Origin of the sequence: Klebsiella oxytoca (assembly GCF_009707385.1) — a bacterium.
Lineage (GTDB): Bacteria > Pseudomonadota > Gammaproteobacteria > Enterobacterales > Enterobacteriaceae > Klebsiella > Klebsiella oxytoca_C.
Genome location: NZ_CP046115.1, coordinates 4,869,601 through 4,892,084 on the forward strand (window position 1 = coordinate 4,869,601; position 22,484 = coordinate 4,892,084).

Consider the following 22,484-nt stretch of genomic DNA (forward strand, 5'->3'; position numbering starts at 1 on the left):
GATTTGTACCCGGTTTTACCCAGGCAAGTGGTCCAGCTTCAGATACTCCTCGCTCTGCATCTCCTGCAGGCGCGATAAACAGCGCTGGAACTCGAATTTTAACCGCTCGCCCTGATAGATTTCATACAGCGGTACCGCTGCGCTGATCGCCAGTTTGACGTGACGTTCATAGAACTCATCAACCAGGGCGATAAAACGCCGCGCCTCGTTTTCCATCAGCCTGGTCATCACCGGCACATCAAAGATCATCACGGTATGAAACAGGCGCGAAAGCGCAATATAGTCATGCTGGCTGCGCGCATCCACGCACAGCGTCGCAAATGAAACCGCCACAGTCTGGTTCTCAACGCCTAACGTCGGCAGCGGACGATGGTTGATCTCCAGCGTCGGCGCCTTCTCACGCTTTGCGCCTGCTAAAGCCAGCCACAGTTTATCCATATGCCGCTGAGTCTCGTCATTAAGCGGCGACAGCCACAGATGCGCCTGGGTCAGCGTACGTAATCGGTAATCCACGCCGGCATCAACATTCATAACATCGCAATGTTGCTTAATAGCGTCGATAGCGGGCAGGAAACGCGCTCGTTGAAGACCGTTCCGGTACAGCTCATCAGGAGGAATATTCGACGTAGCAACCAGGGTGATGCCGCGAGCAAACAGCGCTTTCATCAAACCGCCCAACAGCATTGCATCGGTAATATCAGAGACAAAGAACTCATCGAAACAGAGTACATCGGTTTCAGCTTTGAAACGGTCGGCCACGATTTCCAGCGGATCGCTGTGCCCTTGCAGAGTCGTCAACTCTTCATGGACCCGCAGCATAAAGCGATGAAAATGCAGACGCTGTTTACGTTCCCCCGGCAGACTTTGATAGAACAGATCCATCAGCCAGGTTTTCCCTCTGCCAACCCCGCCCCACATATAGAGACCACGAACCGCGACCGCGTCGGCAACGGGTTCTCGCTTGCCCAGCAGCTTACCGAACTTCGCCCGCAAACCGCCGCCGGCCTGCGGCGCTGCCGAAGGTTTATTCTGTAATTCTTGATAAATAATATCGAGGCGACTGACCGCTTCTCGCTGAACGTCGTCAGGTTGATGGCTCCCCTCTTTCAGGGCGGAGAGGTAACGCGATGTTGGGGACAGGCTTTGCATGATCTAATTGTTATTCCTTGAAAACCGTAACGCTGTAGCTCACGATTGACGAAAAAAAGGCTGCTCTACACTACGTGATGATACGCCAGGATTCCACTTCTGTGGAATTAGCGGTTATAGTGGCACTATCGGGCGCAGGCGGAGAGCCTCACAGCCACCCTACGGAACCACAAAACAACGGGAGATGTTCATGACCTGGGAATACGCGCTAATTGGGCTAGTTGTCGGTATCATCATTGGTGCCGTCGCGATGCGTTTTGGCAACCGCAAATTACGCCAACAGCAGGCGCTTCAGTTCGAACTGGAAAAGAATAAAGCAGAGCTGGAGGAGTACCGCGAAGAGCTGGTGAGCCATTTTGCCCGGAGCGCAGAGCTGCTGGATAACATGGCGCATGATTACCGCCAGCTGTATCAACATATGGCGAACAGCTCCAGCAATCTGCTGCCGGACAGCATGGCGGACGCGAATCCGTTCCGCAATCGTCTGGAAGAATCTGAAGCGGGTAACGATCAGGCGCCGGTACAGATGCCGCGCGACTATTCTGAAGGCGCTTCCGGCCTGCTGCGCGGAGGCGCAAAACGCGAGTAATCCGTTAACAACAGTAAAAATATTTTCCGGGCGCACCCTCTGCGCCCGTTTCAACCTCTCATCCCAGCTACAATTTAAATATTGCCCACGTTGTTACCGGGTCGAAAATTCAATAACATCGGGCCATTCGGGACGTTTCCCATACACCTCAGGTTACGAGAGCCAGCATCTAATGAAGAAACAGACTTTGCTGTTGAGTGCGTTAGCGTTAAGCATTGGGTTGTCGTTGTCCGCCTTACCTCCGGCAGCAGCGTCTCTACCGACACAACTTCCGGGTCAGAACGCGTTGCCGAGCCTCGCGCCGATGCTGGAAAAAGTGCTGCCTGCAGTGGTGAGCGTTCAGGTTGAAGGCACCGCGTCCCCTGAACAGAATATGCCGGAAGAGCTGAAGAAATATTTTGGCGACAATGCACCACAGGAACCCGCTCAGCCCTTTGAAGGGCTGGGTTCCGGGGTCATTATTGACGCTGCAAAAGGCTATGTACTGACCAATAATCATGTCATTAATCAGGCCCAGAAGATCAGCGTCCAGCTCAACGATGGCCGTGAATTCGATGCCAAACTGATCGGCAGCGACGAGCAAAGCGATATCGCCCTGCTGCAGATACAAAAGCCCAGCAATCTCACGCAAATCGCTATCGCCGACTCTGATAAGCTCCGGGTGGGTGACTTCGCCGTCGCCGTTGGCAACCCGTTTGGTCTTGGTCAGACCGCGACTTCCGGAATTATTTCAGCCCTTGGCCGCAGCGGCCTGAACCTTGAAGGTCTGGAGAACTTTATCCAGACTGATGCCTCCATCAACCGCGGTAACTCAGGCGGTGCGCTGCTGAACCTTAACGGTGAACTGATTGGCATCAATACCGCCATTCTCGCCCCGGGCGGCGGCAGCGTCGGAATTGGTTTCGCGATCCCCAGCAATATGGCAAAAACCCTCTCTCAGCAGCTTATCCAGTTTGGTGAAATCAAACGCGGTCTGTTGGGTATTAAAGGGATGGAGATGAGCGCGGATATCGCCAAAGCGATGAATCTTGATGTTCAGCGCGGCGCATTCGTCAGCGAAGTTCTGCCAAACTCCGGGTCGGCTAAAGCAGGCGTAAAATCTGGCGACGTCATCGTCAGCATGAACGGCAAACCGCTCAATAGCTTCGCTGAACTACGTTCACGCATCGCCACTACTGAACCGGGAACCAAGGTGAAGCTGGGGCTCCTGCGCGATGGGAAGCCGCTGGAAGTTGATGTCACCCTGGACAAGAGCACCTCGTCTTCCGCCAGCGCTGAGCTTATCGCTCCGGCCCTGCAGGGCGCATCGTTAAGCGACGGTCAGATGAAAGACGGGACCAAAGGCGTGGTCATTGATAATGTCGATAAAGGCAGCGCTGCCGCACAGGCGGGCCTGCATAAAGACGATATCATTATTGCCCTCAACCGCGAGCGCGTGCGTTCCATTGCCGAACTGCGCAAAGTGCTCGAAAGCAAACCGACTGTTATCGCTCTGAACGTGATTCGCGGCAACGAAAGCATCTATTTGCTGCTGCGCTAACTCGCTATCCGGACATCGCGTGCAGTGCGATGTCCGGACAAGTCGTGTTATGCTTCCCCTGTCTATCCATCAACGATATCTGCATCATGCCTGGAAAGCTTTTACGTTCGATACTTATCGGTTTAATTGTCGGCGGCCTGCTGCTGGCCGTTATGCCTTCGCTGCGCCAGTGGCAGCTTTCGCCGACCACGCAATACGATAGCGCGGATGAATCTCCCGCTAGCTATAACCCCGCCGTTCGTCGCGCGGCCCCTGCGGTAGTCAACGTATATAACCGAGCTCTAAACAGCACCAGTCATAACCAGCTAACGCTCGGTTCTGGCGTGATCATGGATCAACGCGGCTATATCCTGACCAATAAGCACGTTATCAACGATGCCGATCAGATCATCGTGGCATTACAGGATGGCCGGGTTTTTGAAGCGCTGCTGGTCGGCTCAGACACCCTCACCGATCTGGCGGTATTAAAAATCAACGCCAGCGGCGGGCTGCCGGTCATTCCGATTAACCCGAAAAGAGTGCCGCATATCGGTGATGTCGTGCTGGCGATTGGCAACCCCTACAACCTCGGGCAAACCATTACTCAGGGGATTATCAGCGCCACCGGTCGTATCGGCCTGAACCCTACAGGACGCCAGAATTTCCTGCAAACCGACGCATCAATCAACCACGGTAACTCCGGCGGCGCGCTGGTGAACTCGCTGGGTGAGCTGATGGGTATCAACACCCTGTCATTTGATAAAAGTAACGATGGCGAAACGCCGGAAGGGATCGGCTTTGCCATACCTTTCCAGCTGGCAACCAAGATTATGGATAAGCTGATCCGCGATGGCCGGGTTATTCGCGGCTACATTGGGATCAGCGGCCGCGAAATTGCGCCGCTGCATGCGCAGGGCGGCGGCGGAATCGATCAGCTGCAGGGGATTGTGGTGAATGATGTTGCGCCGGAAGGCCCGGCGGCTCAGGCAGGGATCCGCGCCAACGACGTGATTATCTCGGTTAACGATAAGCCCGCCGTTTCTGCCCTGGAAACGATGGATCAGGTCGCAGAGATCCGCCCGGGCTCGGACATTCCGGTGGTGATTATGCGCGACGATAAAAAAATTACGCTGCATATCGCCGTCCAGGAATATCCGGCAACCAACTGACGGGCTCCCCGAACGGGGAGCGCTATTCAATCAGCAAAAATCGGCCCGGCCGGGAATTTCGCCAGAAACCCGGTCACGGCCAGCAACGACCACAGCTCGGGCCACGCAAACTGGCGCTCCCGCAGCTCGTCATCCAGCGTCATGAGCGCAAACTCGCCTTTATCCCCCAGAACGCCGCCCTGCCAGAGCAACCGTTGAGCCTGCTGCCGGGCCCAGGGGGAATCGCTCTTCCAGGCCAACAGATGCAGCAGCGCCTGCTGCAGGCAGATGTCATGTGAATGCTTATCCCGCCGCAACCGCCGGTAAACCGGTAGCGATATGCTGCGCACGGTATAGAAACCGCTGCGGGTTTCGGCATCAGCATCCGCCACGCTGGCGCAATACTGACCGGCCAGATCGCATAGACGATTGTGCGTCAGCGGCTGGCCCAGGGCATTCAGGCGACCCGCAGCGGCACACAGCAGCGCGCATCTTTGCAGCTTATGTGACAGCGATTCAGGCAGCGCCGATACCGTTTCAACGACTCCAGTTTGCGCATGCTGTACGCCAGCATCATAACACTGGAAGAAGAAATCATGACTCCCCTGACCGATTGGTGGATGCGCCAGCAGATTCAGAGCCGGGTGCAGTTGTTCAAGCTCACCCAGCGACGCAAGGATGTAATCAACGACTACGTCCTTTGCCGACGCCCTGCTGCCAGGACGTAATGCTATGGTTTCATTCATCAAAGTCTCCTTATGGGAAATCCCCGGGTCGCGGCTGACGCCTTATCCGGCTACAGGTCCACGCGGTCTGGGGGTCTGGGTAGCCCGGCTAAGCGCAGCGCAAGCCGGGAATAATGCGCTTTTACATCGCCAGCACGTACTTGAGCATCACTCCGGCGGCGATCGCCGAGCCAATCACCCCGGCCACGTTCGGGCCCATTGCGTGCATCAGCAGGAAGTTTTGCGCGTCCGACTCCAGCCCCACCTTGTTCGACACCCGCGCCGCCATCGGCACCGCCGACACCCCGGCAGAGCCAATCAGCGGGTTGATTTTGTTCCGGCTACACAGGTTCAGCAGCTTCGCCATCAGCACCCCCGCCGCCGTACCCACGCAGAACGCAATCACCCCCAGCACCAGAATGCCCAGCGTCTGCGGCTGCAGGAACTTGTCCGCCACCAGCTTCGCCCCCACCGACAGCCCCAGGAAAATGGTCACGATATTTATCAGCCCGTTCTGCACCGTGTCGCTCAGGCGCTCCACCACCCCGCTCTCGCGCATCAGGTTACCGAAGCAGAACATCCCCAGCAGCGGCGCCGCGTCCGGCAGCAGCAGCGCCACCAGCAGCAACAGCACCGCCGGGAAGAGGATTTTTTCCCGCTTACTCACCGTGCGCAGCTGCACCATGCGGATTTTTCGCTCCTTCTCCGTGGTCAGCGCTTTCATAATTGGCGGCTGAATCAACGGTACCAGCGCCATATACGAGTACGCCGCCACCGCGATGGCCCCCAGCAGCTCCGGCGCCAGCTTGCCCGACAGGTAAATCGCCGTCGGGCCGTCTGCCCCACCGATGATGCCGATGGCCGCCGCCTGCGGCAGGGTAAAGCTGATAATGCCGAAGTAGTTCAGCGTCAGCGCCCCGAGCACCGTGGCGAAGATGCCGAACTGCGCCGCCGCCCCCAGCAGCAGAGTGCGGGGGTTGGCCAGCAGCGGGCCGAAGTCGGTCATCGCCCCCACGCCCATAAATATCACCAGCGGGGCGATGCCCGAGCCGATGGCAACCTTATAAAAAATCGCCAGCACCCCGGACGAGTAGCCCATATCCACCGCCAGGTCCTCCATCTGCCCCTGCACCGACGGCAGGGCCAGCGCCAGAGCTTCCTTAATGGCGTGAACGTCCGGCGCGCAGTTGAGCTTCGCGGCAATCACCGCCAGCTGCCCGGCGTCGTGGTGGGCCAGCAGGCTCTCCAGGGCGGTCAATGCCAGCCCGGCCTCCGGAATATTTGACAGCAGACCGCCGAAGCCAATCGGCAGCAGCAGCAGCGGCTCGAACTTCTTCGCGATGGCCAGCCACAGCAGCAGCAGGCTCACCAGCAGCATGATGGCCTGGCCGGCGCCGAGGTGCATCAGCCCCATCCCCTGAATCAGGGCGTTCAGACTTTCCATTTCCGCTCCTCGTCCTTACGCCAGGGTCATCAGGGCGTCGCCCACCGAGACCGCATCGCCGGATTTCACCGTGATACCGCGCACGGTCCCGGCCTGCGCGGCGCGGATTTCGGTTTCCATCTTCATGGCTTCCAGAATCAGCAGCACCTCGCCTTCGGCCACGCTCTGGCCCTCAGTGGCAATCACCTTCCAGATAGTGCCCGCCAGCGGGGCGGTCACCGGGGTACCTGCGCCCGCCGGAGCCGCAGCAGCGGCTGGCGCAGCGGTCGGAGCGGCCGCCGTCAGCTGGCTGATATCGCCGCCGTCGCTGACCTTCACCACAAAGGCTTTGCCTTCCACTTCCACGGTGTAGACGCCGGAGGCCGCCGGTTTATCTGCCTGTGCGGCGGGTTTCATTTCTTCCACCTGCGGTGCCGGTTCGAACGCCGCCGGGTTATGGCGATTCTCAAGGAACGTCAGGCCGACCTGCGGGAACAGGGCCACGGTGAGCACGTCGTCGATGGCGTTTTCGGCAAGGGTGATGCCCTTTTCCTGCGCCTGGCGCTTCACATCGGTTTCCAGCACAGAAAGCTCCGGTTTCAGCAGGTCCGCCGGGCGGCAGGTTACCGGGGCGGCGCCTTCCAGCACTCTCGCCTGTAACGCCGCGTTGACCGGCACCGGCGTGTGGCCGTATTCCCCCTTCAGAATGCCCGCCGTTTCCCTGGCAATGGTTTTATAGCGCTCGCCGGTGAGGACATTGATCACCGCCTGGGTGCCGACAATCTGCGAGGTCGGCGTCACCAGCGGGATAAAGCCGAGGTCCTCGCGTACCCGGGGGATTTCCGCCAGCACCTCATCCAGACGGTGGGCGGCGTTCTGCTGCTTCAGCTGGCCCTCAAGGTTGGTGAGCATGCCGCCCGGCACCTGGGCCACGAGAATACGGCTGTCGGTGCCCTTCAGCTGGCCTTCAAACTGATGATATTTTTTGCGCACCTCGCGGAAGTACGCCGCGATGCTCTCCAGCTTCAGGATATCCAGCCCGGTGTCATATTTTGTGCCTGCCAGGGTGGCGACCAGCGCCTCGGTGGCCGGATGGCCATAGGTGGCGCTCATGGAGGAAATCGCGGTATCGACGCCGTCGACGCCCGCCTCGATGGCCTTCAGCAGGGCCATCTCCGCCATGCCGGTGGTGGCGTGACAGTGCAGGTGAAGCCGGACGTCGTAGCGCTTCTTGATTTCGCTGACCAGCTCACAGGCGGCCATCGGGGTGAGAATGCCGGACATATCCTTGATGGCGATGGAATCCACCCCGGTCTCCAGCAGCTGTTCGGTTAAATCCAGCCAGGTCTGCAGGCTGTGGGCCGGACTGGTGGTGTAGGAGAGGGTGCCCTGGGCGTGGGCACCGTGGCTGCGCACCGCCTGAAGCGCCGCTTTCATATTGCGCGGGTCGTTCATGGCGTCGAAGACGCGAAACACGTCCATGCCGTTTTTGACGGCGCGCTCAGTGAAGCGCTCCACCACGTCATCGGCGTAGTGGCGGTAGCCCAGCAGATTCTGGCCGCGGAGCAGCATCTGCAGCGGGGTCTTCGGCATGGCCTTTTTCAGCTCGCGCAGGCGGACCCAGGGGTCTTCGCCGAGGAAGCGGATGCAGGCGTCAAAGGTGGCGCCGCCCCAGCATTCAAGGGACCAGTAGCCCGCGTCATCGAGGGCGGCCGCAACGGGGAGCATATCGTCGAGGCGCAGGCGGGTGGCGAACAGGGACTGGTGGGCGTCGCGCAGGACGACATCGGTAATGGCAACGGTCATGGATTCCTCCGTGAATTAGGGGTTAAGGCGGCGATGGTGATGAATAGCGGCGACAATCACCGGCTTTAAGCGGGCGAAGTCGTCGGCGGGCGCGACAGGTGCGGAAGCCGGTTTTGGCGTCGGGACCGGTTCGGGGAAGAAGCGGTTGACGGCGGCGGACATGCCCTGGATGGCGAAAATCAGCAGGAGCAGAAACGCCAGCACAAACCCCATGCCGAGAAACATCAGGGTGAAGCCTTCACCTAATAGCAGTACTGCATCAGTCATAAAATAGCCTTCAGGCAGGAGGCACGATAATGGTGCTGTTTATGACGAAGAAATAATAAGGGTGGATTTCCCTGAGCCGCCCCCGGCCAGAACCCTTGGTTATTATTATCGTCATAATGTATTACCACCATTACCGTGCAATTTAGGTAATCAGGATTATTTGATAAAACTTACGTTCTGGCATATTTCATCAGCGACGAGCTCTTTACGCTGATTAAAAATAATCTTGTTCTGTTCAAACAGGTTATTTCCATGGGTATCAATAGAAACAATCAGCGGGCCAAACTCTTTTACCCGGCATACCCACAGCGTTTCCGGCATTCCCAGGTCGCGCCACTGCGCATCTTCAATTTCTTCTACACATACGGCGGCAACGACCGCGCAGCCAGCAGGGAATACGCAGTGCAGGGCCTTATGTTCAGCACAGCCTTCTTCGGTGCCTTTACCCATTCCACCTTTACCAACAATTAATTTCACGCCGGTCTGCGCAATAAATTCTTTTTCGAACTTTTCCATACGCATACTGGTCGTTGGTCCAACGGATACCATTTCAAACTTATCGTCTTCGCCTTTAATTGGGCGAACAATTGGCCCTGCGTGTAAAATAGCGCCACCGCGAACATTTACCGGGAGTTCACGACCGCCTTCAATTAAACGACGATGGGCAACATCACGGCAGGTAACAATATGGCCATTGAGATAAATAATATCGCCAGCCTTAATATCGGCTAAATCTTCATCTTTAATTGGCGTAGTAAGGATTTTTTTAGTCATCAGAAATTCACTCCGCTATGAGACGTAATGGTGTAGTTCAAATCTTTATCAAAAACGATATGCCCTTTACGGTGCGACCAGCAGCCAACGTTCACCGCCACCCCGATGGTGGAAGGATGACGCGCGGTGTTTTCAATATTTACGCCCATAACGGAGGTATTACCGGACATCCCCTGCGGCCCGAGGCCGATTTTGTTAATGCCGTCTTCAAGCATTTTTTCCAGCGAAGCCGCGCGCTCATTCTCATTGTGCGAACCTATCGGGCGCATCAGTGCTTTTTTCGACAGCAGCGCCGCCGTTTCAACGGAAGTCGCCACCCCCACGCCAACCAGCAGCGGCGGACAGGCGTTAAGGCCATAGCTGGTCATCACGTCCAGCACAAAGCGGGTTACGCCTTCATAACCTGCGCCCGGCATCAGCACCATCGCTTTACCCGGCAGAGAACAGCCGCCGCCCGCCATATAGGTGTAAATACTGCACCGATCGGAATTGGGAACGATCTCCCAGAATACCGTCGGCGTACCTTTACCTACGTTTTTACCAGTGTTGTATTCATCAAAGGTTTCAACGCTGTTGTGGCGCAGCGGGGAATCCACGGTCGCTTTGATCACCGCTTCACGCAGTAGCGCCTCCAGTTCACCGATCAGCGGGAAGTTAGCCCCGCACTCCACCAGAAACTGAATCACGCCAGTATCCTGGCAGGAAGGGCGATCCAGCTCTTTTGCCAGACGCTGGTTCTCAATCATGGTCGTAAAGATGACGTCGGCCAGTTTACTGGTCTCTTTCTTATGCAACTCTTCCAGTTTTGCGGTGACATCATCTGGCAAGACTTTGCCGGTGTACCCCACAAATTTGGCCATAATATTGGTCATATGGGATATCTGTTCACTTTTGCTCATAAATGCTCCTTAGTCAGAACAGCGTCCGTTAATTACGGATGAAAAGGGAAAAGGATTGGCAGCAGAATCAGGCTGACAATGGTGGAAACGATGATCAAAGGGATGCCAGCTTTGGCGTAATCAACAAACTTATACCCGCCGGCCGACAGCACCATCATGTTGGCCGGCATGCCGATAGGCGTGGCGTAGGCGCAGGAGCTGCCGATAACCGTCGCCATCAGTACTGCCCGAGGATCGGCGCCCATGCCTGCGGCAATCGATAGACTGACCGGCACCAGCAGCGCAACGGTCGCGGTGTTGGACATAAAGTTGGTCATGATGACGGACAGGGCAAAGACAACGACCAGCAGCATAAACGGCGAAGAGTTTTGTCCCAGCATGCCAATCACGTGATCGGCAACCAGTTTTCCCGCCCCGGTCATTTCCAGCGCTTTTGCCAGGGCCAGAGTGCCGCCGAAGATAAAAATAGTTTGTGAATCAATGGCTTTATAAGCCTGTTTTTCAGTGAGCACGCCAGTTACTACCAGCACCAGCGCACCGATACAGCCAGCTACCGCCAGGCTAATACCAGTCTGCTTTTCGAAAATCATGCCGAGGATCGTGGCGATCAGAACAAGCAAAGAGAGGATCTGCTTCCAGCGCGGGACGTGGCTGTAATCGCGCTGTTCGCCGACGCTGCCTACTTCGCCGCTGTTTGGGTAATTCGGCAGGAACTTATAGCCGATAGTCAGAAAGTAAAGAATGCCGCAGACCAGCATCGGCAGGCCCACTTTTGCGTATTCAAAGAAACCGAAGCCGCTGCCGATATTCTGTAATGCTGATTGTGCAATAAGGTTGCCCGGCGCGCCAATCAACGACAGGTTACCGCCGAGCGCAGCGGCGAAAACCAGCGGCATCAGCAGTCGGGAACGGGCAAAGCCTGATTTTGCCGCCACGCCGATAACGACCGGGATCAGGACAGCTGCGGTACCGGTATTGGAGAGGAAACCGGACATCACGCCAACCACGACCATAATGGTAAAAATCAGCTGTTTTTCCGTTTTAGCGAAGCGCGTAATCACGCCCCCCACCTTATTCGCCATCCCGGTTTCAAATAGCGCCCCGCCGACGATAAACATGGCGACGAAGAGAATGACGTTGGTGTCGATAAAGCCGGCGAAAGCCTGCTTGAGATTGAGCACGCCGGTGAGAACCAGTGCGACGCAAACCACCATAGATGTGACCGCGAGCGGTATTTTTTCCCACACAAACATGGCGATAGCAAACACCAGCAAACATAGAGTAATGGTAATCGGTTCCATATTTATAGTTATCCAATCAATGATATATGATATTGTATCCAATATTGACAGGGGGGAAATTATTCCCATGCAAAGAGTAAGTCAATGCGTTTTTCACGAAAGCGTCAGGATTGAGATCTTCATCAAAATCTCACAAAAGCAGTAACTTAGAGTAATTAATTCATGGAGCGAATAGATAAGGAGCCTGCAACGATCATGCAGGCGGTTAGGTCATGCCGAGGGCTCGCCGACGTAGCGCGTCAGCATATTCTCCATCGAACGGATGATATGCTCGCGCATTCGCTGACGGGCCAGCGCTTCATTATGCTGCTCCAGGGCCTGTAAAATCCCTTTATGCTCGCGTATGGAAATGATCGCGTACTCTTCCTCGGTGACCTTATGCCCCATCGATAGCCCGTTCCACATATTGCTGAGCAGCAGCTTCATTTTGCCGTTTCCGGCAGCGTTCCATATCTCCATATGAAAAGCCTGATTGAGGTCAGAATATTCAGCTGAGTTATTTTCCGCCAGCGCTTTTTCCGCAGCGTAATGGACTTCGGCAATGCGCGAAATGTCCGTCCCAGGGCGAGAAGCTTTAGCGACCGCTTCGCTCTCCAGCAGAGCGCGAATCTCGTAATGCTCGCGAATCGTTTGTTCGTTAATCCCCAGCACAACCGCCCCTTTATTGGGGCGGACTTTAATCAGCCCATCCGCAGCCAGTATCTGAAATGCTTCACGCACGGGCATACTGGATACGCCAACCATGCTGGCGATCCCTTCAAGGGTAATTTCTTGCCCTTCAACTAAATCTCGCGACAGTATCGCTTTACGTAATACTGCCGCGACCTGCTCTTTCGCTGAAAGAAGCTTAATTTTCCCTAATCGAGGCTTCTGCACTTTCCCAATCCTTCATGTGTTGACGCATTATTTCTGCCAGAGAGAGGAAATAACGCTGCGTTTCCTGCACGATCCCGGCGCAGTCGCCTTGACGGATAGCATCCATCAGAGAACTGAGTATTTGCGCCGACTCCTGATTATCCTCTTTCAGATACAGAATGACATAGCCGATATAACCATCTAAAAACTGCTGATAAATCTTTTCCAGATAGCGGTTATCAATATAAGAAATGAGCGCCTGATGAAACGCCAGCTCCCGTATCTTCTCACCTGGATGCCCCAACTCTCGCGCTCTCGTAGCCAGCGACTCGCCTGCCGCCGCAGGCACCAGTGAAAAAAGCACCGTTGCCATTGCGGCAATGGCCTGGAAAATATGGCTGATGTGGTCAGGCTCCAGCCGTGAGACCTGCATATGGCGGTTTGGCAAGCGCACCAGAAACCCTTCCTGCTCCAGGGCCTGTAACGCTTCACGAACCGGCATACGAGAAAGCCCCAGCTGTTCCGCAATACTCTCCTGCGTGAGCTCATCTCCCGGTTTCATACTGCCGGAAAGGATCTCGTAACGGATCATTTGAGTAATGTGGTCCCTGGTCTGCTTTCTTTCGATTTTTTTCACGACGCCCTCGTTTGTTGCCGCTCAAGACGCGGGGAGTTTAGCAGATTTACCAGCAGGTTGAGTCATTCAGGGGCGGGAGAAAGGCATAAAAAAGCCGGAACCCAGGCTCCGGCTAATCTTTTTATGAAACGTTATTTATTCACAAATTCTTCGCCCAGTGCGATATCTTTCTGCAACGTATCCAGCATCCCTTCCAGCGCCTGCTGTTCGAAAGCGCTTAGTTTGCCAATCGAGCGACGCTCTTCTACGCCATTTTTACCTAACAGCAGCGGCTGCGAGAAGAAACGGGCATACTGGCCATCGCCTTCAACGTAGGCACATTCGATCACGCCTTTCTCTCCCTGCAGAGCGCGAACTAAAGAGAGACCGAAACGCGCGGCTGCCTGTCCCATCGATAGCGTCGCGGAACCGCCGCCGGCTTTTGCTTCGACAACTTCAGTACCGGCGTTTTGAATACGTTTAGTCAAATCCGCCACTTCCTGTTCGCTGAAGCTCACATCCGGGATTTGTGACAATAAGGGAAGAATGGTCACGCCTGAGTGGCCGCCGATAACCGGGACCTCGACATCTGAAGAGGATTTATTTTTCAGTTCGGCAACAAAGGTATTTGAGCGAATAATATCCAGCGTAGTTACGCCAAATAGCTTGTTCTTATCGTAAACACCGGCCTTTTTCAGTACTTCTGCGGCAATTGCAACGGTAGTGTTTACCGGGTTGGTAATAATCCCGACGCAGGCCTGCGGGCAGGTTTTAGCGATTTGCTGTACCAGATTTTTCACAATACCGGCATTAACGTTGAATAAATCGGAGCGATCCATACCAGGTTTACGCGCTACGCCAGCAGATATTAACACGACATCAGCGCCTGCCAGTGCAGGAGTGGCGTCTTCGCCGGAAAAACCTTTGATTTTTACATCGGTAGGGATATGGCTTAGATCAACCGCCACGCCCGGAGTTACCGGAGCAATGTCGTACAACGAGAGTTCTGAACCTGAAGGCAGTTGGGTCTTAAGTAGTAGGGCAAGCGCCTGGCCAATTCCACCAGCGGCGCCAAGGACTGCAACTTTCATCCTAAACTCCTTATTATGGTTAAAATAATCTTTCGTTATTCCGTCGCCTGGACCTTAATTCACAAGATGAACAATTACAATAATTATGGCTGAAGAATGCGTGGTCGTGCGCAGCGATGCATTTTCCTCCCTGAGACTGACCATCCAGCAAAACGTAGAACCGGATCGACTATTGGTTACAATACACCCAGCACATTGAGCAGAACAACATCATTTAATAACATTTCATTTACTTTTTTATCAATTTGCGACCCGTGACGAAAGCATGTTCCTTGTTAGTGTTTTTTGCTAAAATATGCGCCCTTCATAACATTATTTACGCTTCTCCCCTGCGGATTATTTGCATAAAAATGCATGCTTATGCATAATGATGTTGTTTTTACCACCATAACTGGGTGACTTATGCGTAGTTCGGCAAAACAAGAAGAACTGGTTAAGGCGTTTAAAGCGCTGCTTAAAGAAGAAAAATTCAGCTCTCAAGGTGAAATCGTCCAGGCGCTTCAGGATGAAGGCTTTGATAATATTAACCAATCTAAAGTCTCACGTATGCTCACTAAGTTTGGCGCCGTCCGTACGCGTAACGCCAAAATGGAGATGGTTTATTGTCTGCCTGCCGAGCTTGGCGTTCCGACGACCTCCAGTCCGCTAAAAAACCTGGTGCTGGATATCGATTACAACGATTCGGTCGTGGTCATTCATACCAGCCCGGGAGCAGCACAGCTGATTGCCCGCCTGCTGGACTCTCTTGGCAAGGCTGAAGGTATCCTTGGTAGCATTGCGGGTGATGACACTATCTTTACCACCCCAGCGAGAGGTTTTACCGTTAAAGAGCTGCATGACGCCATTCTCGTCCTGTTTGAACAGGAACTCTGATTCCCTCCCCCTCTGGTTAACACCAGAGGGCACCCTTCAAAAAATTATCATTTCTTTAACATTTTGTGTGTTTTTCCGCTTATATACATACTTTTACCTAACAAAAACGACTTAAACGCACAAAAGATCAAATCCATATATCATTATGATTTTAATAGATATATTGATCATACGTGGCTAAAAAATAACATTTCTAATACTTATACGTTATAAAAACGACATTTCTTTGTAATCATTTACATGAATAACAATTAGCAAGGTATTAATATTTTCAGTGATTAGTGTATACTTGATTTTGTGATGAGGGTCACGAAACAAAGGCCCCCAACAAAAAGATTCGACGAGGTGAACATCATGAAAATCAAAACCACTGTAGCAACATTAAGCATTCTTTCCGTTCTGTCCTTTGGCGCCTTCGCCGCTGACTCCATCAACAGCGAACAGGCTCAAGGCCGTCAGGCAATCGGCACTATTTCCGTCGGCGCGGTAAGCTCTTCCCCGATGGATATGCACGAAATGCTGAACAAAAAAGCGCAAGAAGAAGGTGCTTCTTCTTATCGCATCATTGAAGCACGTACCGGCGATCACTGGCACGCAACCGCTGAACTGTATAAATAAGATTTAACAATTGTCGGCCATTTACTGAAACAGAATCTCGCCAGCGGCCTCACAGACGCACAATAGTCTGATGCCGCTGCAAAAAATTAAGGTTGGAGAAAAAATTATGAAAAGCGCAATTATCATCGCATCCCTGGGTCTGGCTTCCGTTCTCTCTTTCGGCGCAAACGCAGCCGTGAATCAAGTGAGCGCAGAGCAGGCGCAAAATCTGCAATCCATGGGCACCGTTTCCGTTTCTCAGGTAGGCAGCGCTCCGATGGATATGCGTCAGGAACTGGCAGCTAAAGCTGAGAAAGAAGGTGCCAGCAGCTACCGTATTATTGAAGCACGCACCGGCGACAACTGGCACGCTACAGCTGAGTTGTACAAATAAACCCTCGTCGTCTTATCCGACGACTTGCCCCCGCCCTGTCGGGGGCTTTTTTATGGCTACCGCACGTTAAAACGAAGTTCTCCTTCCAGTTCTTCCTCCGCCTCATCAAATAGCAATATTAACGCGCCAAAGCGCCGCCGCTGATTCTCGCTTAGATGAACAAACTCGATCTCCAGCGGTAGGGGCAACAGACCGGCGGTCACCGCCTCCCACAACGAATCAAGGTTGTTCACTCTCTCATGCTCCAGAGCGAAGGTGCGTGAAAACTCACGATAAAAATCCTGCTGCTCAGCTATTTCATCGAAATCAAAGGTATAGGTATTCATTGCCCGCATCCTGTCCACACCTGCAGCTCTTCATAGCCCGGAACCCCGGCATGTAGTTCCACTCTGACGGAGGAGTTATTGTTCTGACAGTTAAGTATAGCGATAAAAAAACCGACGCTTCAGGCGTCGGTTCTGGCGGTTAGCTATTGGTTAAAACATGCTGATACTTATGCAGCATATCCACCAGCCTGCGTACCGGCTCGGTCACCTGCTCAGAGGCTTCCCAGAGCTGTAATTTTTGCTGGTAGACATCCAGCTCATCAAGCAGGCGAGTAAAATAGTAGCGCCGCTTGTCATCATTGCTGGCGGAAATAACGCGATCCGCCGAACGACGCAGCTGCCGGTGAAAGGCGGAGAGGTCGTCATTTATCGGTACCGGCGCATCGCGTAAACGCTGGTGCGCGATAATCAGGGTCAACGCCAGGCGAAACCGGGCAATATCACCCGGAAATTTATTCAGCAGCAAAAAGAGCTGGCGATAGAGGGCCGGTAAATGGTTCTCTTTACGTCGCGCGGTATTGGTGGTCAGCGATGATACCGCTGCCGACACGAACTGGTTGAGCAACACGCGACCGGTGCGGGCCTGCGAGTTATCGCGAACCAGCAAGATCACCATCAGCGCGAGGAAACATCCCACGATCTGACCTAAAGCGCTATCGAGAAACTGATTGAATTCAAACTTCATCGGATTATCGAGCACCAGAATATTAATCGTGCTGGCCAGTGCCCCCAGCGATCCCAGCCGCCGCTTTTGTACCTCAATGCCGATAAAAAATGCCATCACCGCGAGGCTGATACACAGCAGCAGCATACTTTGTTGAGTGGCGGGCATAATCACGAGGAAAAACAGCGCGCCCAGCGGTAAAGCCGCCAGCGTGCCGTAGAGGAAATCAATAGCCACCATTCGCGGATTGGGCAGACGCATGGCTAAGGCAGTGACAACCGCAATCATCACCATCGCTCCGCTACCGGAAGTCCAGCCAGTCCATAGCCAGAACAGCGTTCCGAGGATACAGGAGATGGACGTGCGCCAGAAGTTAACCATCGCATGGTGTCGCTCGGCGGATTCCGCCTTCACTACCACTTCCCCTTGCAGCACTTCCTCTTCAATACGGCTGATTTTGGTATTACCGACGACTCCCCGTTTCAAAAGCAGATAGCGCGTAGCGGCCCCGACCCAGCTGTAGATCGTCACCGGCGTATTGTGCTCCCCCTTCCAGGTCAAAAAGCGGCGCATGCGCTTTAGCTGCCGGTGCACATCCTGCACGGTCTCTACCGGTTCAGCAAACAGCTCCCGATAATCATCGGTGACCATCTCAGGCCGGGTATTCTGAATCAAAAAGGTTTCACAGGCCTGAGTAATCAAGGTCAGAGAGAGCGTATTGATAGCCTTCAGCCGCTGGTTCACTTTTGCCCAGCGTGAAGATTCCATGATCAAATTGGCGCGCATCCCTTCCAGCCCGTTGGTACGGCGAACCAGCGCGCTCCAGGCCTTATCGACCTCATCTTTATCGCCATATGCCACGCAAAGCTGCATCAGGCGATATTGATCGATCAGCAGATTATCCAGCTCAAGGTCGATCTCTTTTTTAATCGAACGCGGCGAAAATAGCAGGTCCGCCACGATGGCGCTGACGATACCCACCACAATTTCACTGCAGCGTTCGACGGCGAACTGCGGTGCCAGCATCGGTTCTTCGTGGATGGTGATAACAATGATAAGCGCGGTATAGCCCGCCAGACCCCAGGCGTAGGAGTTTTCAACCCGTACCAGCGAGGAGATCCAGGTACAGAATCCCGCCCACAGGCAGCAGACCAGAACCATCAGTAGCGGGGCGCGGATCATCACAATGATGATCGCCAGCGCCGCAATACAGCCAATGAAAGTACCGACAATACGCAGCATCCCGCGATAGCGAATAGCGCCAGAGTAAGGCTCACCTCCGGCGGCAAATGCAGGACCAGCAGCAACAATAGCGGCGGTAAGCACCGCCCAACGCGGTGTTTCCAGTTGGAAGTGAAAACCGACGAATAACGCCAGCACCACCGCACAGGCTAATTTAACGGCAAAGCGGAGATGCCGAAGCTCGATGGTGAAGATCCCCATGGCGGTTAACCAAACTCACGCAGGCGCATCGCCAGTTTCTGGAAAAAGTTTGCCCGACGGGTATCACGATCGTCTTTACCGGTAATCACCACCGTTGCGGTAGTCCCCGCAGGCCAGAGGTTACCCTGCTGTTGGTCAAGACGAATGCGTACCGGTACCCTCTGCGCCAGGCGCACCCATTCAAGGTTTGAATCAATAGAAGCCAGCCCTTTAGAATCGCTGCTGCTGCTGGCATTAGTGACGCCGGCGGCAATGCTGTCGACGGTACCCTTAAGGGTTTGCACGCTTCCCAGCGGCGTAATTTCGGCTCGAAAGCCGGGACGTACGCCCTCAAGCTTGGTCTCTTCAAGATAGGCCATCACATAGAAAGTATTCTGTTTAACCAGCGCTACAGCGGTCGAACCGCGGGTAATAAACTCGCCGCGGTAAACATTCAGGTTAGTCACCCAGCCATCGGCCGGGGCGCGAATTACCGTGCGTTCGAGATCAAGCTTCGCCAGATCGCGGCTCGCGACCGCTTTGGCTAGCTGATGCTCAACGGTTTGCAAAACGTTATTCGCCTGATCAATTTCTTCCCGGGACATCGCCTGGACGCCAAGACGATTACGACGACCGGCTTCAACCCGTTTCTCCTGCGCCAGAGTCTGGTAGTAGGAAACATCGGCTTCCGCCTCGGCTAATGCTTTCTGGTAACGGGGTTGATCGATGATGAACAAAACCTGGTCTTTCTTAACCAGCTGGTTATCCTTAATATTCACCTGCGAAATCAGTCCGGAAACATCGGGAGCGATGGCCACGATATCCGCACTAAAGCGCGCATCGCGCGTCCAGGGCGAGGCGGTGTAGTACACCCATGCGCGAAAAATCGCCATAAATGCCAGGATAACCAGTATCACAGTGATTGCGGTACGGAGGATATTTCTTGTTAGTGTTTTCACATCTACCTCAAACGAACAAACGCGATATCAGATAAAACAGGCAGCAATAGAGCGCGGTATTAAACAGTGCCGGGTGCCAGACAAAATCATAGATGCCGGTCGGAACCAGCAGACGATGCACCAGCCAGAAGATGGCTAGCGACAATAGCAACTCAAAGAAGATCGGCGGAAACGATAAGCCGAAAATCACAATGACAGGAAACAGACTCATGATGACCTTGATAAGAAGCGTGCAGGTGGTATGCGCAATGCGTTTATTATTTAGCTAACTATATAGTACCGTAACAATTGCAGCCTTATCTATAATTTGTGATCTAAATCACTTTTAAGCCAGAGTGAATAATGGAACGATTAAAACGCATGTCCGTTTTTGCCAGAGTGGTTGAATTAGGTTCATTTACCGCCGCGGCCCGTCAGCTCCAGATGAGCGTTTCTTCCATCAGCCAGACCGTAGCCAAACTGGAAGATGAACTGCAGGTTAAGCTCCTCAACCGCAGCACGCGTAGCCTTGGCTTAACAGAAGCGGGAAAAATATATTACCAGGGCTGCCGGCGAATGCTGTTCGAAGTCCAGGATGTTCACGAACAGCTCTACGCGTTTAACAATACGCCCATCGGTACGCTGCGCATCGGCTGTTCTTCAACTATGGCACAGAATGTCCTGGCTCGCATAACCGCGGAAATGCTGAAAGAACACCCGGGGCTGTCGATAAATCTGGTGACAGGAATTCCTGCACCGGATCTGATCGCCGACGGTCTGGACGTGGTTATTCGCGTGGGCGCACTGCAGGACTCCAGCCTCTTTTCCCGCCGGCTGGGCTCAATGCCGATGGTGCTTTGCGCGGCAAAAAGCTATCTCCAGCATGCTGGCTGTCCGGAAAAACCGGGCGATCTCGCCAGTCACTCCTGGCTTGAATATAGCGTCCGACCGGATAACGAATTTGAAATTATCGCTCCGGAAGGGATCTCAACCAAGCTGATCCCACAGGGACGATTCGTCACTAACGATCCGATGACTCTGGTGCGCTGGCTAACGGCAGGCGTCGGCGTCGCATACGTTCCGCTGATGTGGGCGATCGATGAGATCAACCGCGGCGAACTGGAGATCCTGCTGCCGAGCTACCAGTCCGATCCGCGCCCGGTTTACGCGCTATATACGGAAAAAGATAAGCTCCCTCTGAAGGTACAGGTGTGCATTAATTACCTGACCGAGTATTTTGTCGGAGTGGCCAAAATTTACCAGGGTATGCACGGCCGTGGAATTGCCCGCTAGTGGCCTTATACCGGATTAAGGCTTCTCGCTGTTACGATTGTCTCGCTGAGGTGGTCGCGCCTGCCCGTGGTTACGGCTGAATGCTTCCCTGCTTCTGCAACCCGTTCAAATCGCGGCGAATGATCTCAATGCTGACCTGCAGAAAATGGGACAGCGCTGCGGTAGTTAAGGTGTAGTGCTGATTGAGTAGCTCGACGAGCTGCTGCTGACGGGCGGCTTTCATCGCTGCCTCGCAGAGGTGAATTGCGCCTTCGCGGAGTACGAAAGCGCATTGTGAGATATCAGGCGGTACCGCCGACGGTAAGGTTATCCACTTTAAGCGTTGGCTGACCAACGCCAACCGGCACGCTCTGGCCCTCTTTGCCGCAAACGCCAACGCCGCTGTCCAGCTTCAGGTCGTTCCCGACCATGGAAATTTGCTGCATCGCTTCAATCCCGGAACCGATAAGCGTCGCCCCTTTCACCGCTTTCGTCACTTTCCCTTTTTCAATCAGGTAGGCTTCAGAAGTTGAGAAGACAAATTTCCCGGAAGTGATATCCACCTGACCACCGCCGAAATTCGGCGCATAGATCCCGTAATCGACCGATTCGATAATCTCCTGCGGCGTGGATTTCCCCGCCAGCATATAGGTGTTGGTCATACGCGGCATAGGCAGATGCGCGTAAGATTCGCGGCGACCGTTGCCGGTTGGCGCCACGCCCATCAGCCTGGCATTGAGTTTGTCCTGCATATAGCCTTTAAGGATGCCGTTTTCGATCAGCACGTTGTACTGACCCGGCGTGCCTTCGTCATCGATGGCAAGGGAGCCCCGGCGGTTGGCAATGGTGCCATCATCCACCACGGTACACAGCTCAGAAGCCACCAGTTCTCCCATATGACCGCTGAATACCGACGTCCCGCGACGGTTAAAATCACCTTCCAGGCCGTGACCGACGGCTTCATGCAACAGCACACCCGGCCAGCCAGCCCCCAGCACGACCGGAAGCATTCCGGCAGGCGCCGCGACGGCGGTCAGGTTAACCAGCGCCATACGCACCGCTTCTCTCGCCCAAACATCGGCGCGCACGTCGCCATCCTGAGAAGCCAGGAAATAGTCATAGCCAAAACGGCCGCCGCCGCCGCTGGCGCCGCGCTCGCGTTTGCCGTCTTCTTCAACCAGCACGCTAACGGAAAGACGAACCAGCGGGCGAACGTCCGCCGCCAGCGTACCGTCGGTAGCGGCGACAAGGATTAATTCATAAACGCCGGTGAGGCTGGCGGAAACTTCCTGCACCCGTTTATCAGCGGCTCGGGCGGTTTTATCAACCCGGCGCAGAATATCCAGCTTCTCTTCCCGACTCATGCTCTGCAGCGGGTCGATGCTGGTATAAAGGGAGCTATATTCCACCGCACCGAGAGTATGAACTTTACCATCACCGCGATCGCGCACGATGGTGCGGGCCGCCTGCGCGCTCTGTTCCAGCGCCAGTCGGCTAATCTGGTCAGCGTACGCAAAGCCGGTTTTTTCCCCGCTCACCGCGCGCACGCCGACGCCCTGATCGATATTGTACGAACCATCTTTAATGATGCTGTCTTCCAGAACCCAGGACTCGTGATAGCTCGACTGAAAATAGAGATCGCCGTAATCCAGACGACGCTCGGCCAGTTGGCCAAGAATGGTAAACAGATCCTGATGATTCAGGCCGTTTGCCGACAGTAATTGTTCACTTACCAGGTTCAGACTCATCGTTATGCTACTCGTTTGTTGCCGCCTCTCAGGCGGAAATAAAAAAGGCTATCTATTGAGAGTGCGGTAATTACGCACAATCGTCAAA

General features: G+C 54.3%; 24 protein-coding genes. 7 read left to right on the forward strand and 17 right to left on the reverse strand.

Annotated elements, in window-relative coordinates:
- Positions 1 to 15: 15 nt before the first annotated feature.
- Positions 16 to 1,149 (reverse strand): cell division protein ZapE, encoded by a 1,134-nt coding sequence (gene zapE, locus GJ746_RS22725; protein ID WP_154682212.1) that lies wholly within the window; start codon positions 1,147 to 1,149, stop codon positions 16 to 18.
- Between the two features lie 190 nt (positions 1,150 to 1,339).
- Here zapE and zapG point away from each other — a divergent pair, with 190 nt between their 5' ends.
- The 3 genes from zapG to degS all read left to right on the forward strand — a co-directional run bounded on the left by zapG (position 1,340) and on the right by degS (position 4,426).
- The gene (gene zapG, locus GJ746_RS22730; protein WP_154682213.1) at positions 1,340 to 1,738 is read left to right on the forward strand and encodes a Z-ring associated protein ZapG; all 399 of its coding nucleotides are present in this window, start codon (positions 1,340 to 1,342) and stop codon (positions 1,736 to 1,738) included.
- 172 nt (positions 1,739 to 1,910) lie between these two features.
- Entirely contained in the window at positions 1,911 to 3,278 is a 1,368-nt protein-coding gene (gene degQ, locus GJ746_RS22735) for a serine endoprotease DegQ (RefSeq protein WP_154682214.1), read from the forward strand.
- An 86-nt stretch (positions 3,279 to 3,364) separates the two neighbouring features.
- Positions 3,365 to 4,426, forward strand: coding sequence for an outer membrane-stress sensor serine endopeptidase DegS (gene degS, locus GJ746_RS22740; RefSeq protein WP_154682215.1), 1,062 nt, complete (start codon positions 3,365 to 3,367; stop codon positions 4,424 to 4,426).
- A 26-nt stretch (positions 4,427 to 4,452) separates the two neighbouring features.
- Here the strand turns inward: degS and GJ746_RS22745 are convergent, their stop codons facing one another.
- From GJ746_RS22745 to mdh, 10 genes are all read right to left on the reverse strand, one after another.
- Complete coding sequence (locus GJ746_RS22745; protein WP_154682216.1) at positions 4,453 to 5,151, reverse strand: triphosphoribosyl-dephospho-CoA synthase; 699 nt, start codon at positions 5,149 to 5,151, stop codon at positions 4,453 to 4,455.
- 121 nt (positions 5,152 to 5,272) lie between these two features.
- Entirely contained in the window at positions 5,273 to 6,574 is a 1,302-nt protein-coding gene (locus tag GJ746_RS22750; RefSeq protein WP_154682217.1) for an oxalacetate decarboxylase subunit beta, read from the reverse strand.
- Positions 6,575 to 6,589: 15 nt separating this feature from the next.
- Positions 6,590 to 8,359: a sodium-extruding oxaloacetate decarboxylase subunit alpha gene (gene oadA, locus GJ746_RS22755; RefSeq protein ID WP_154682218.1), complete on the reverse strand. Its 1,770-nt coding sequence runs from the start codon at positions 8,357 to 8,359 to the stop codon at positions 6,590 to 6,592.
- Between the two features lie 15 nt (positions 8,360 to 8,374).
- A complete protein-coding gene (locus GJ746_RS22760; protein WP_154682219.1) occupies positions 8,375 to 8,626 on the reverse strand; it encodes an oxaloacetate decarboxylase subunit gamma in 252 nt (83 codons plus the stop codon).
- 156 nt (positions 8,627 to 8,782) lie between these two features.
- Positions 8,783 to 9,400, reverse strand: a complete 618-nt coding sequence (ttdB, locus tag GJ746_RS22765; RefSeq protein WP_154682220.1) for a L(+)-tartrate dehydratase subunit beta — start codon at positions 9,398 to 9,400, stop codon at positions 8,783 to 8,785.
- Positions 9,400 to 10,299, reverse strand: coding sequence for a L(+)-tartrate dehydratase subunit alpha (ttdA, locus tag GJ746_RS22770; RefSeq protein WP_154682221.1), 900 nt, complete (start codon positions 10,297 to 10,299; stop codon positions 9,400 to 9,402). Before ttdA ends, ttdB begins: the two co-directional genes overlap by 1 nt.
- Before the next feature lie 32 nt (positions 10,300 to 10,331).
- Positions 10,332 to 11,600 carry an SLC13 family permease gene (locus GJ746_RS22775; RefSeq protein WP_154682222.1) on the reverse strand — a complete coding sequence of 423 codons (1,269 nt, stop codon included), beginning with the start codon at positions 11,598 to 11,600 and terminating at the stop codon, positions 10,332 to 10,334.
- A gap of 210 nt (positions 11,601 to 11,810) precedes the next feature.
- Positions 11,811 to 12,476: a GntR family transcriptional regulator gene (locus GJ746_RS22780; RefSeq protein ID WP_004139740.1), complete on the reverse strand. Its 666-nt coding sequence runs from the start codon at positions 12,474 to 12,476 to the stop codon at positions 11,811 to 11,813.
- Complete coding sequence (locus tag GJ746_RS22785; protein ID WP_154682223.1) at positions 12,448 to 13,092, reverse strand: GntR family transcriptional regulator; 645 nt, start codon at positions 13,090 to 13,092, stop codon at positions 12,448 to 12,450. The genes GJ746_RS22780 and GJ746_RS22785 overlap by 29 nt, the downstream gene beginning before the upstream one ends.
- A gap of 131 nt (positions 13,093 to 13,223) precedes the next feature.
- A complete protein-coding gene (gene mdh, locus GJ746_RS22790; RefSeq protein ID WP_154682224.1) occupies positions 13,224 to 14,162 on the reverse strand; it encodes a malate dehydrogenase in 939 nt (312 codons plus the stop codon).
- 402 nt (positions 14,163 to 14,564) lie between these two features.
- Here mdh and argR point away from each other — a divergent pair, with 402 nt between their 5' ends.
- The 3 genes from argR (at position 14,565) to yhcN-B (ending at position 16,026) form a co-directional block, all read left to right on the forward strand.
- Positions 14,565 to 15,035, forward strand: a complete 471-nt coding sequence (gene argR, locus GJ746_RS22795; protein WP_154682225.1) for a transcriptional regulator ArgR — start codon at positions 14,565 to 14,567, stop codon at positions 15,033 to 15,035.
- 354 nt (positions 15,036 to 15,389) lie between these two features.
- The gene (gene yhcN / locus GJ746_RS22800; protein WP_154682226.1) at positions 15,390 to 15,653 is read left to right on the forward strand and encodes a peroxide/acid stress response protein YhcN; all 264 of its coding nucleotides are present in this window, start codon (positions 15,390 to 15,392) and stop codon (positions 15,651 to 15,653) included.
- 106 nt (positions 15,654 to 15,759) lie between these two features.
- Complete coding sequence (yhcN-B, locus tag GJ746_RS22805; RefSeq protein ID WP_154682227.1) at positions 15,760 to 16,026, forward strand: DUF1471 family stress response protein YhcN-B; 267 nt, start codon at positions 15,760 to 15,762, stop codon at positions 16,024 to 16,026.
- Positions 16,027 to 16,082: 56 nt separating this feature from the next.
- Here yhcN-B and GJ746_RS22810 read toward each other — a convergent pair whose 3' ends face one another.
- The 4 genes from GJ746_RS22810 to aaeX all read right to left on the reverse strand — a co-directional run bounded on the left by GJ746_RS22810 (position 16,083) and on the right by aaeX (position 19,608).
- Positions 16,083 to 16,352, reverse strand: a complete 270-nt coding sequence (locus GJ746_RS22810) for a barstar family protein (RefSeq protein ID WP_154682228.1) — start codon at positions 16,350 to 16,352, stop codon at positions 16,083 to 16,085.
- A 139-nt stretch (positions 16,353 to 16,491) separates the two neighbouring features.
- A complete protein-coding gene (gene aaeB, locus GJ746_RS22815; protein ID WP_154682229.1) occupies positions 16,492 to 18,459 on the reverse strand; it encodes a p-hydroxybenzoic acid efflux pump subunit AaeB in 1,968 nt (655 codons plus the stop codon).
- 5 nt (positions 18,460 to 18,464) lie between these two features.
- Positions 18,465 to 19,397: a p-hydroxybenzoic acid efflux pump subunit AaeA gene (gene aaeA / locus GJ746_RS22820; RefSeq protein ID WP_154682230.1), complete on the reverse strand. Its 933-nt coding sequence runs from the start codon at positions 19,395 to 19,397 to the stop codon at positions 18,465 to 18,467.
- 7 nt (positions 19,398 to 19,404) lie between these two features.
- Positions 19,405 to 19,608: a p-hydroxybenzoic acid efflux pump operon protein AaeX gene (aaeX, locus tag GJ746_RS22825; RefSeq protein WP_002918640.1), complete on the reverse strand. Its 204-nt coding sequence runs from the start codon at positions 19,606 to 19,608 to the stop codon at positions 19,405 to 19,407.
- A gap of 131 nt (positions 19,609 to 19,739) precedes the next feature.
- On the opposite strand from aaeX, the gene aaeR reads away from it, so the two are divergent.
- A complete protein-coding gene (aaeR, locus tag GJ746_RS22830; RefSeq protein WP_154682231.1) occupies positions 19,740 to 20,669 on the forward strand; it encodes an HTH-type transcriptional activator AaeR in 930 nt (309 codons plus the stop codon).
- A gap of 70 nt (positions 20,670 to 20,739) precedes the next feature.
- Here aaeR and GJ746_RS22835 read toward each other — a convergent pair whose 3' ends face one another.
- Positions 20,740 to 20,892, reverse strand: coding sequence for a DeoR family transcriptional regulator (locus GJ746_RS22835; protein WP_413773422.1), 153 nt, complete (start codon positions 20,890 to 20,892; stop codon positions 20,740 to 20,742).
- A 58-nt stretch (positions 20,893 to 20,950) separates the two neighbouring features.
- The gene (gene tldD, locus GJ746_RS22840) at positions 20,951 to 22,396 is read right to left on the reverse strand and encodes a metalloprotease TldD (RefSeq protein WP_154682232.1); all 1,446 of its coding nucleotides are present in this window, start codon (positions 22,394 to 22,396) and stop codon (positions 20,951 to 20,953) included.
- Between the last annotated feature and the right edge of the window lie 88 nt (positions 22,397 to 22,484).

Bases quoted from the DNA above. Each gene is read 5' to 3' on its own strand.
- zapE (WP_154682212.1), bottom strand. From the start codon at position 1,149: ATGCAAAGCCTGTCCCCAACATCGCGTTACCTCTCCGCCCTGAAAGAG.
- zapG (WP_154682213.1), top strand. From the start codon at position 1,340: ATGACCTGGGAATACGCGCTAATTGGGCTAGTTGTCGGTATCATCATT.
- degQ (WP_154682214.1), top strand. From the start codon at position 1,911: ATGAAGAAACAGACTTTGCTGTTGAGTGCGTTAGCGTTAAGCATTGGG.
- degS (WP_154682215.1), top strand. From the start codon at position 3,365: ATGCCTGGAAAGCTTTTACGTTCGATACTTATCGGTTTAATTGTCGGC.
- GJ746_RS22745 (WP_154682216.1), bottom strand. From the start codon at position 5,151: ATGAATGAAACCATAGCATTACGTCCTGGCAGCAGGGCGTCGGCAAAG.
- GJ746_RS22750 (WP_154682217.1), bottom strand. From the start codon at position 6,574: ATGGAAAGTCTGAACGCCCTGATTCAGGGGATGGGGCTGATGCACCTC.
- oadA (WP_154682218.1), bottom strand. From the start codon at position 8,359: ATGACCGTTGCCATTACCGATGTCGTCCTGCGCGACGCCCACCAGTCC.
- GJ746_RS22760 (WP_154682219.1), bottom strand. From the start codon at position 8,626: ATGACTGATGCAGTACTGCTATTAGGTGAAGGCTTCACCCTGATGTTT.
- ttdB (WP_154682220.1), bottom strand. From the start codon at position 9,400: ATGACTAAAAAAATCCTTACTACGCCAATTAAAGATGAAGATTTAGCC.
- ttdA (WP_154682221.1), bottom strand. From the start codon at position 10,299: ATGAGCAAAAGTGAACAGATATCCCATATGACCAATATTATGGCCAAA.
- GJ746_RS22775 (WP_154682222.1), bottom strand. From the start codon at position 11,600: ATGGAACCGATTACCATTACTCTATGTTTGCTGGTGTTTGCTATCGCC.
- mdh (WP_154682224.1), bottom strand. From the start codon at position 14,162: ATGAAAGTTGCAGTCCTTGGCGCCGCTGGTGGAATTGGCCAGGCGCTT.
- argR (WP_154682225.1), top strand. From the start codon at position 14,565: ATGCGTAGTTCGGCAAAACAAGAAGAACTGGTTAAGGCGTTTAAAGCG.
- yhcN (WP_154682226.1), top strand. From the start codon at position 15,390: ATGAAAATCAAAACCACTGTAGCAACATTAAGCATTCTTTCCGTTCTG.
- yhcN-B (WP_154682227.1), top strand. From the start codon at position 15,760: ATGAAAAGCGCAATTATCATCGCATCCCTGGGTCTGGCTTCCGTTCTC.
- GJ746_RS22810 (WP_154682228.1), bottom strand. From the start codon at position 16,352: ATGAATACCTATACCTTTGATTTCGATGAAATAGCTGAGCAGCAGGAT.
- aaeB (WP_154682229.1), bottom strand. From the start codon at position 18,459: ATGGGGATCTTCACCATCGAGCTTCGGCATCTCCGCTTTGCCGTTAAA.
- aaeX (WP_002918640.1), bottom strand. From the start codon at position 19,608: ATGAGTCTGTTTCCTGTCATTGTGATTTTCGGCTTATCGTTTCCGCCG.
- aaeR (WP_154682231.1), top strand. From the start codon at position 19,740: ATGGAACGATTAAAACGCATGTCCGTTTTTGCCAGAGTGGTTGAATTA.
- GJ746_RS22835 (WP_413773422.1), bottom strand. From the start codon at position 20,892: ATGAAAGCCGCCCGTCAGCAGCAGCTCGTCGAGCTACTCAATCAGCAC.
- tldD (WP_154682232.1), bottom strand. From the start codon at position 22,396: ATGAGTCTGAACCTGGTAAGTGAACAATTACTGTCGGCAAACGGCCTG.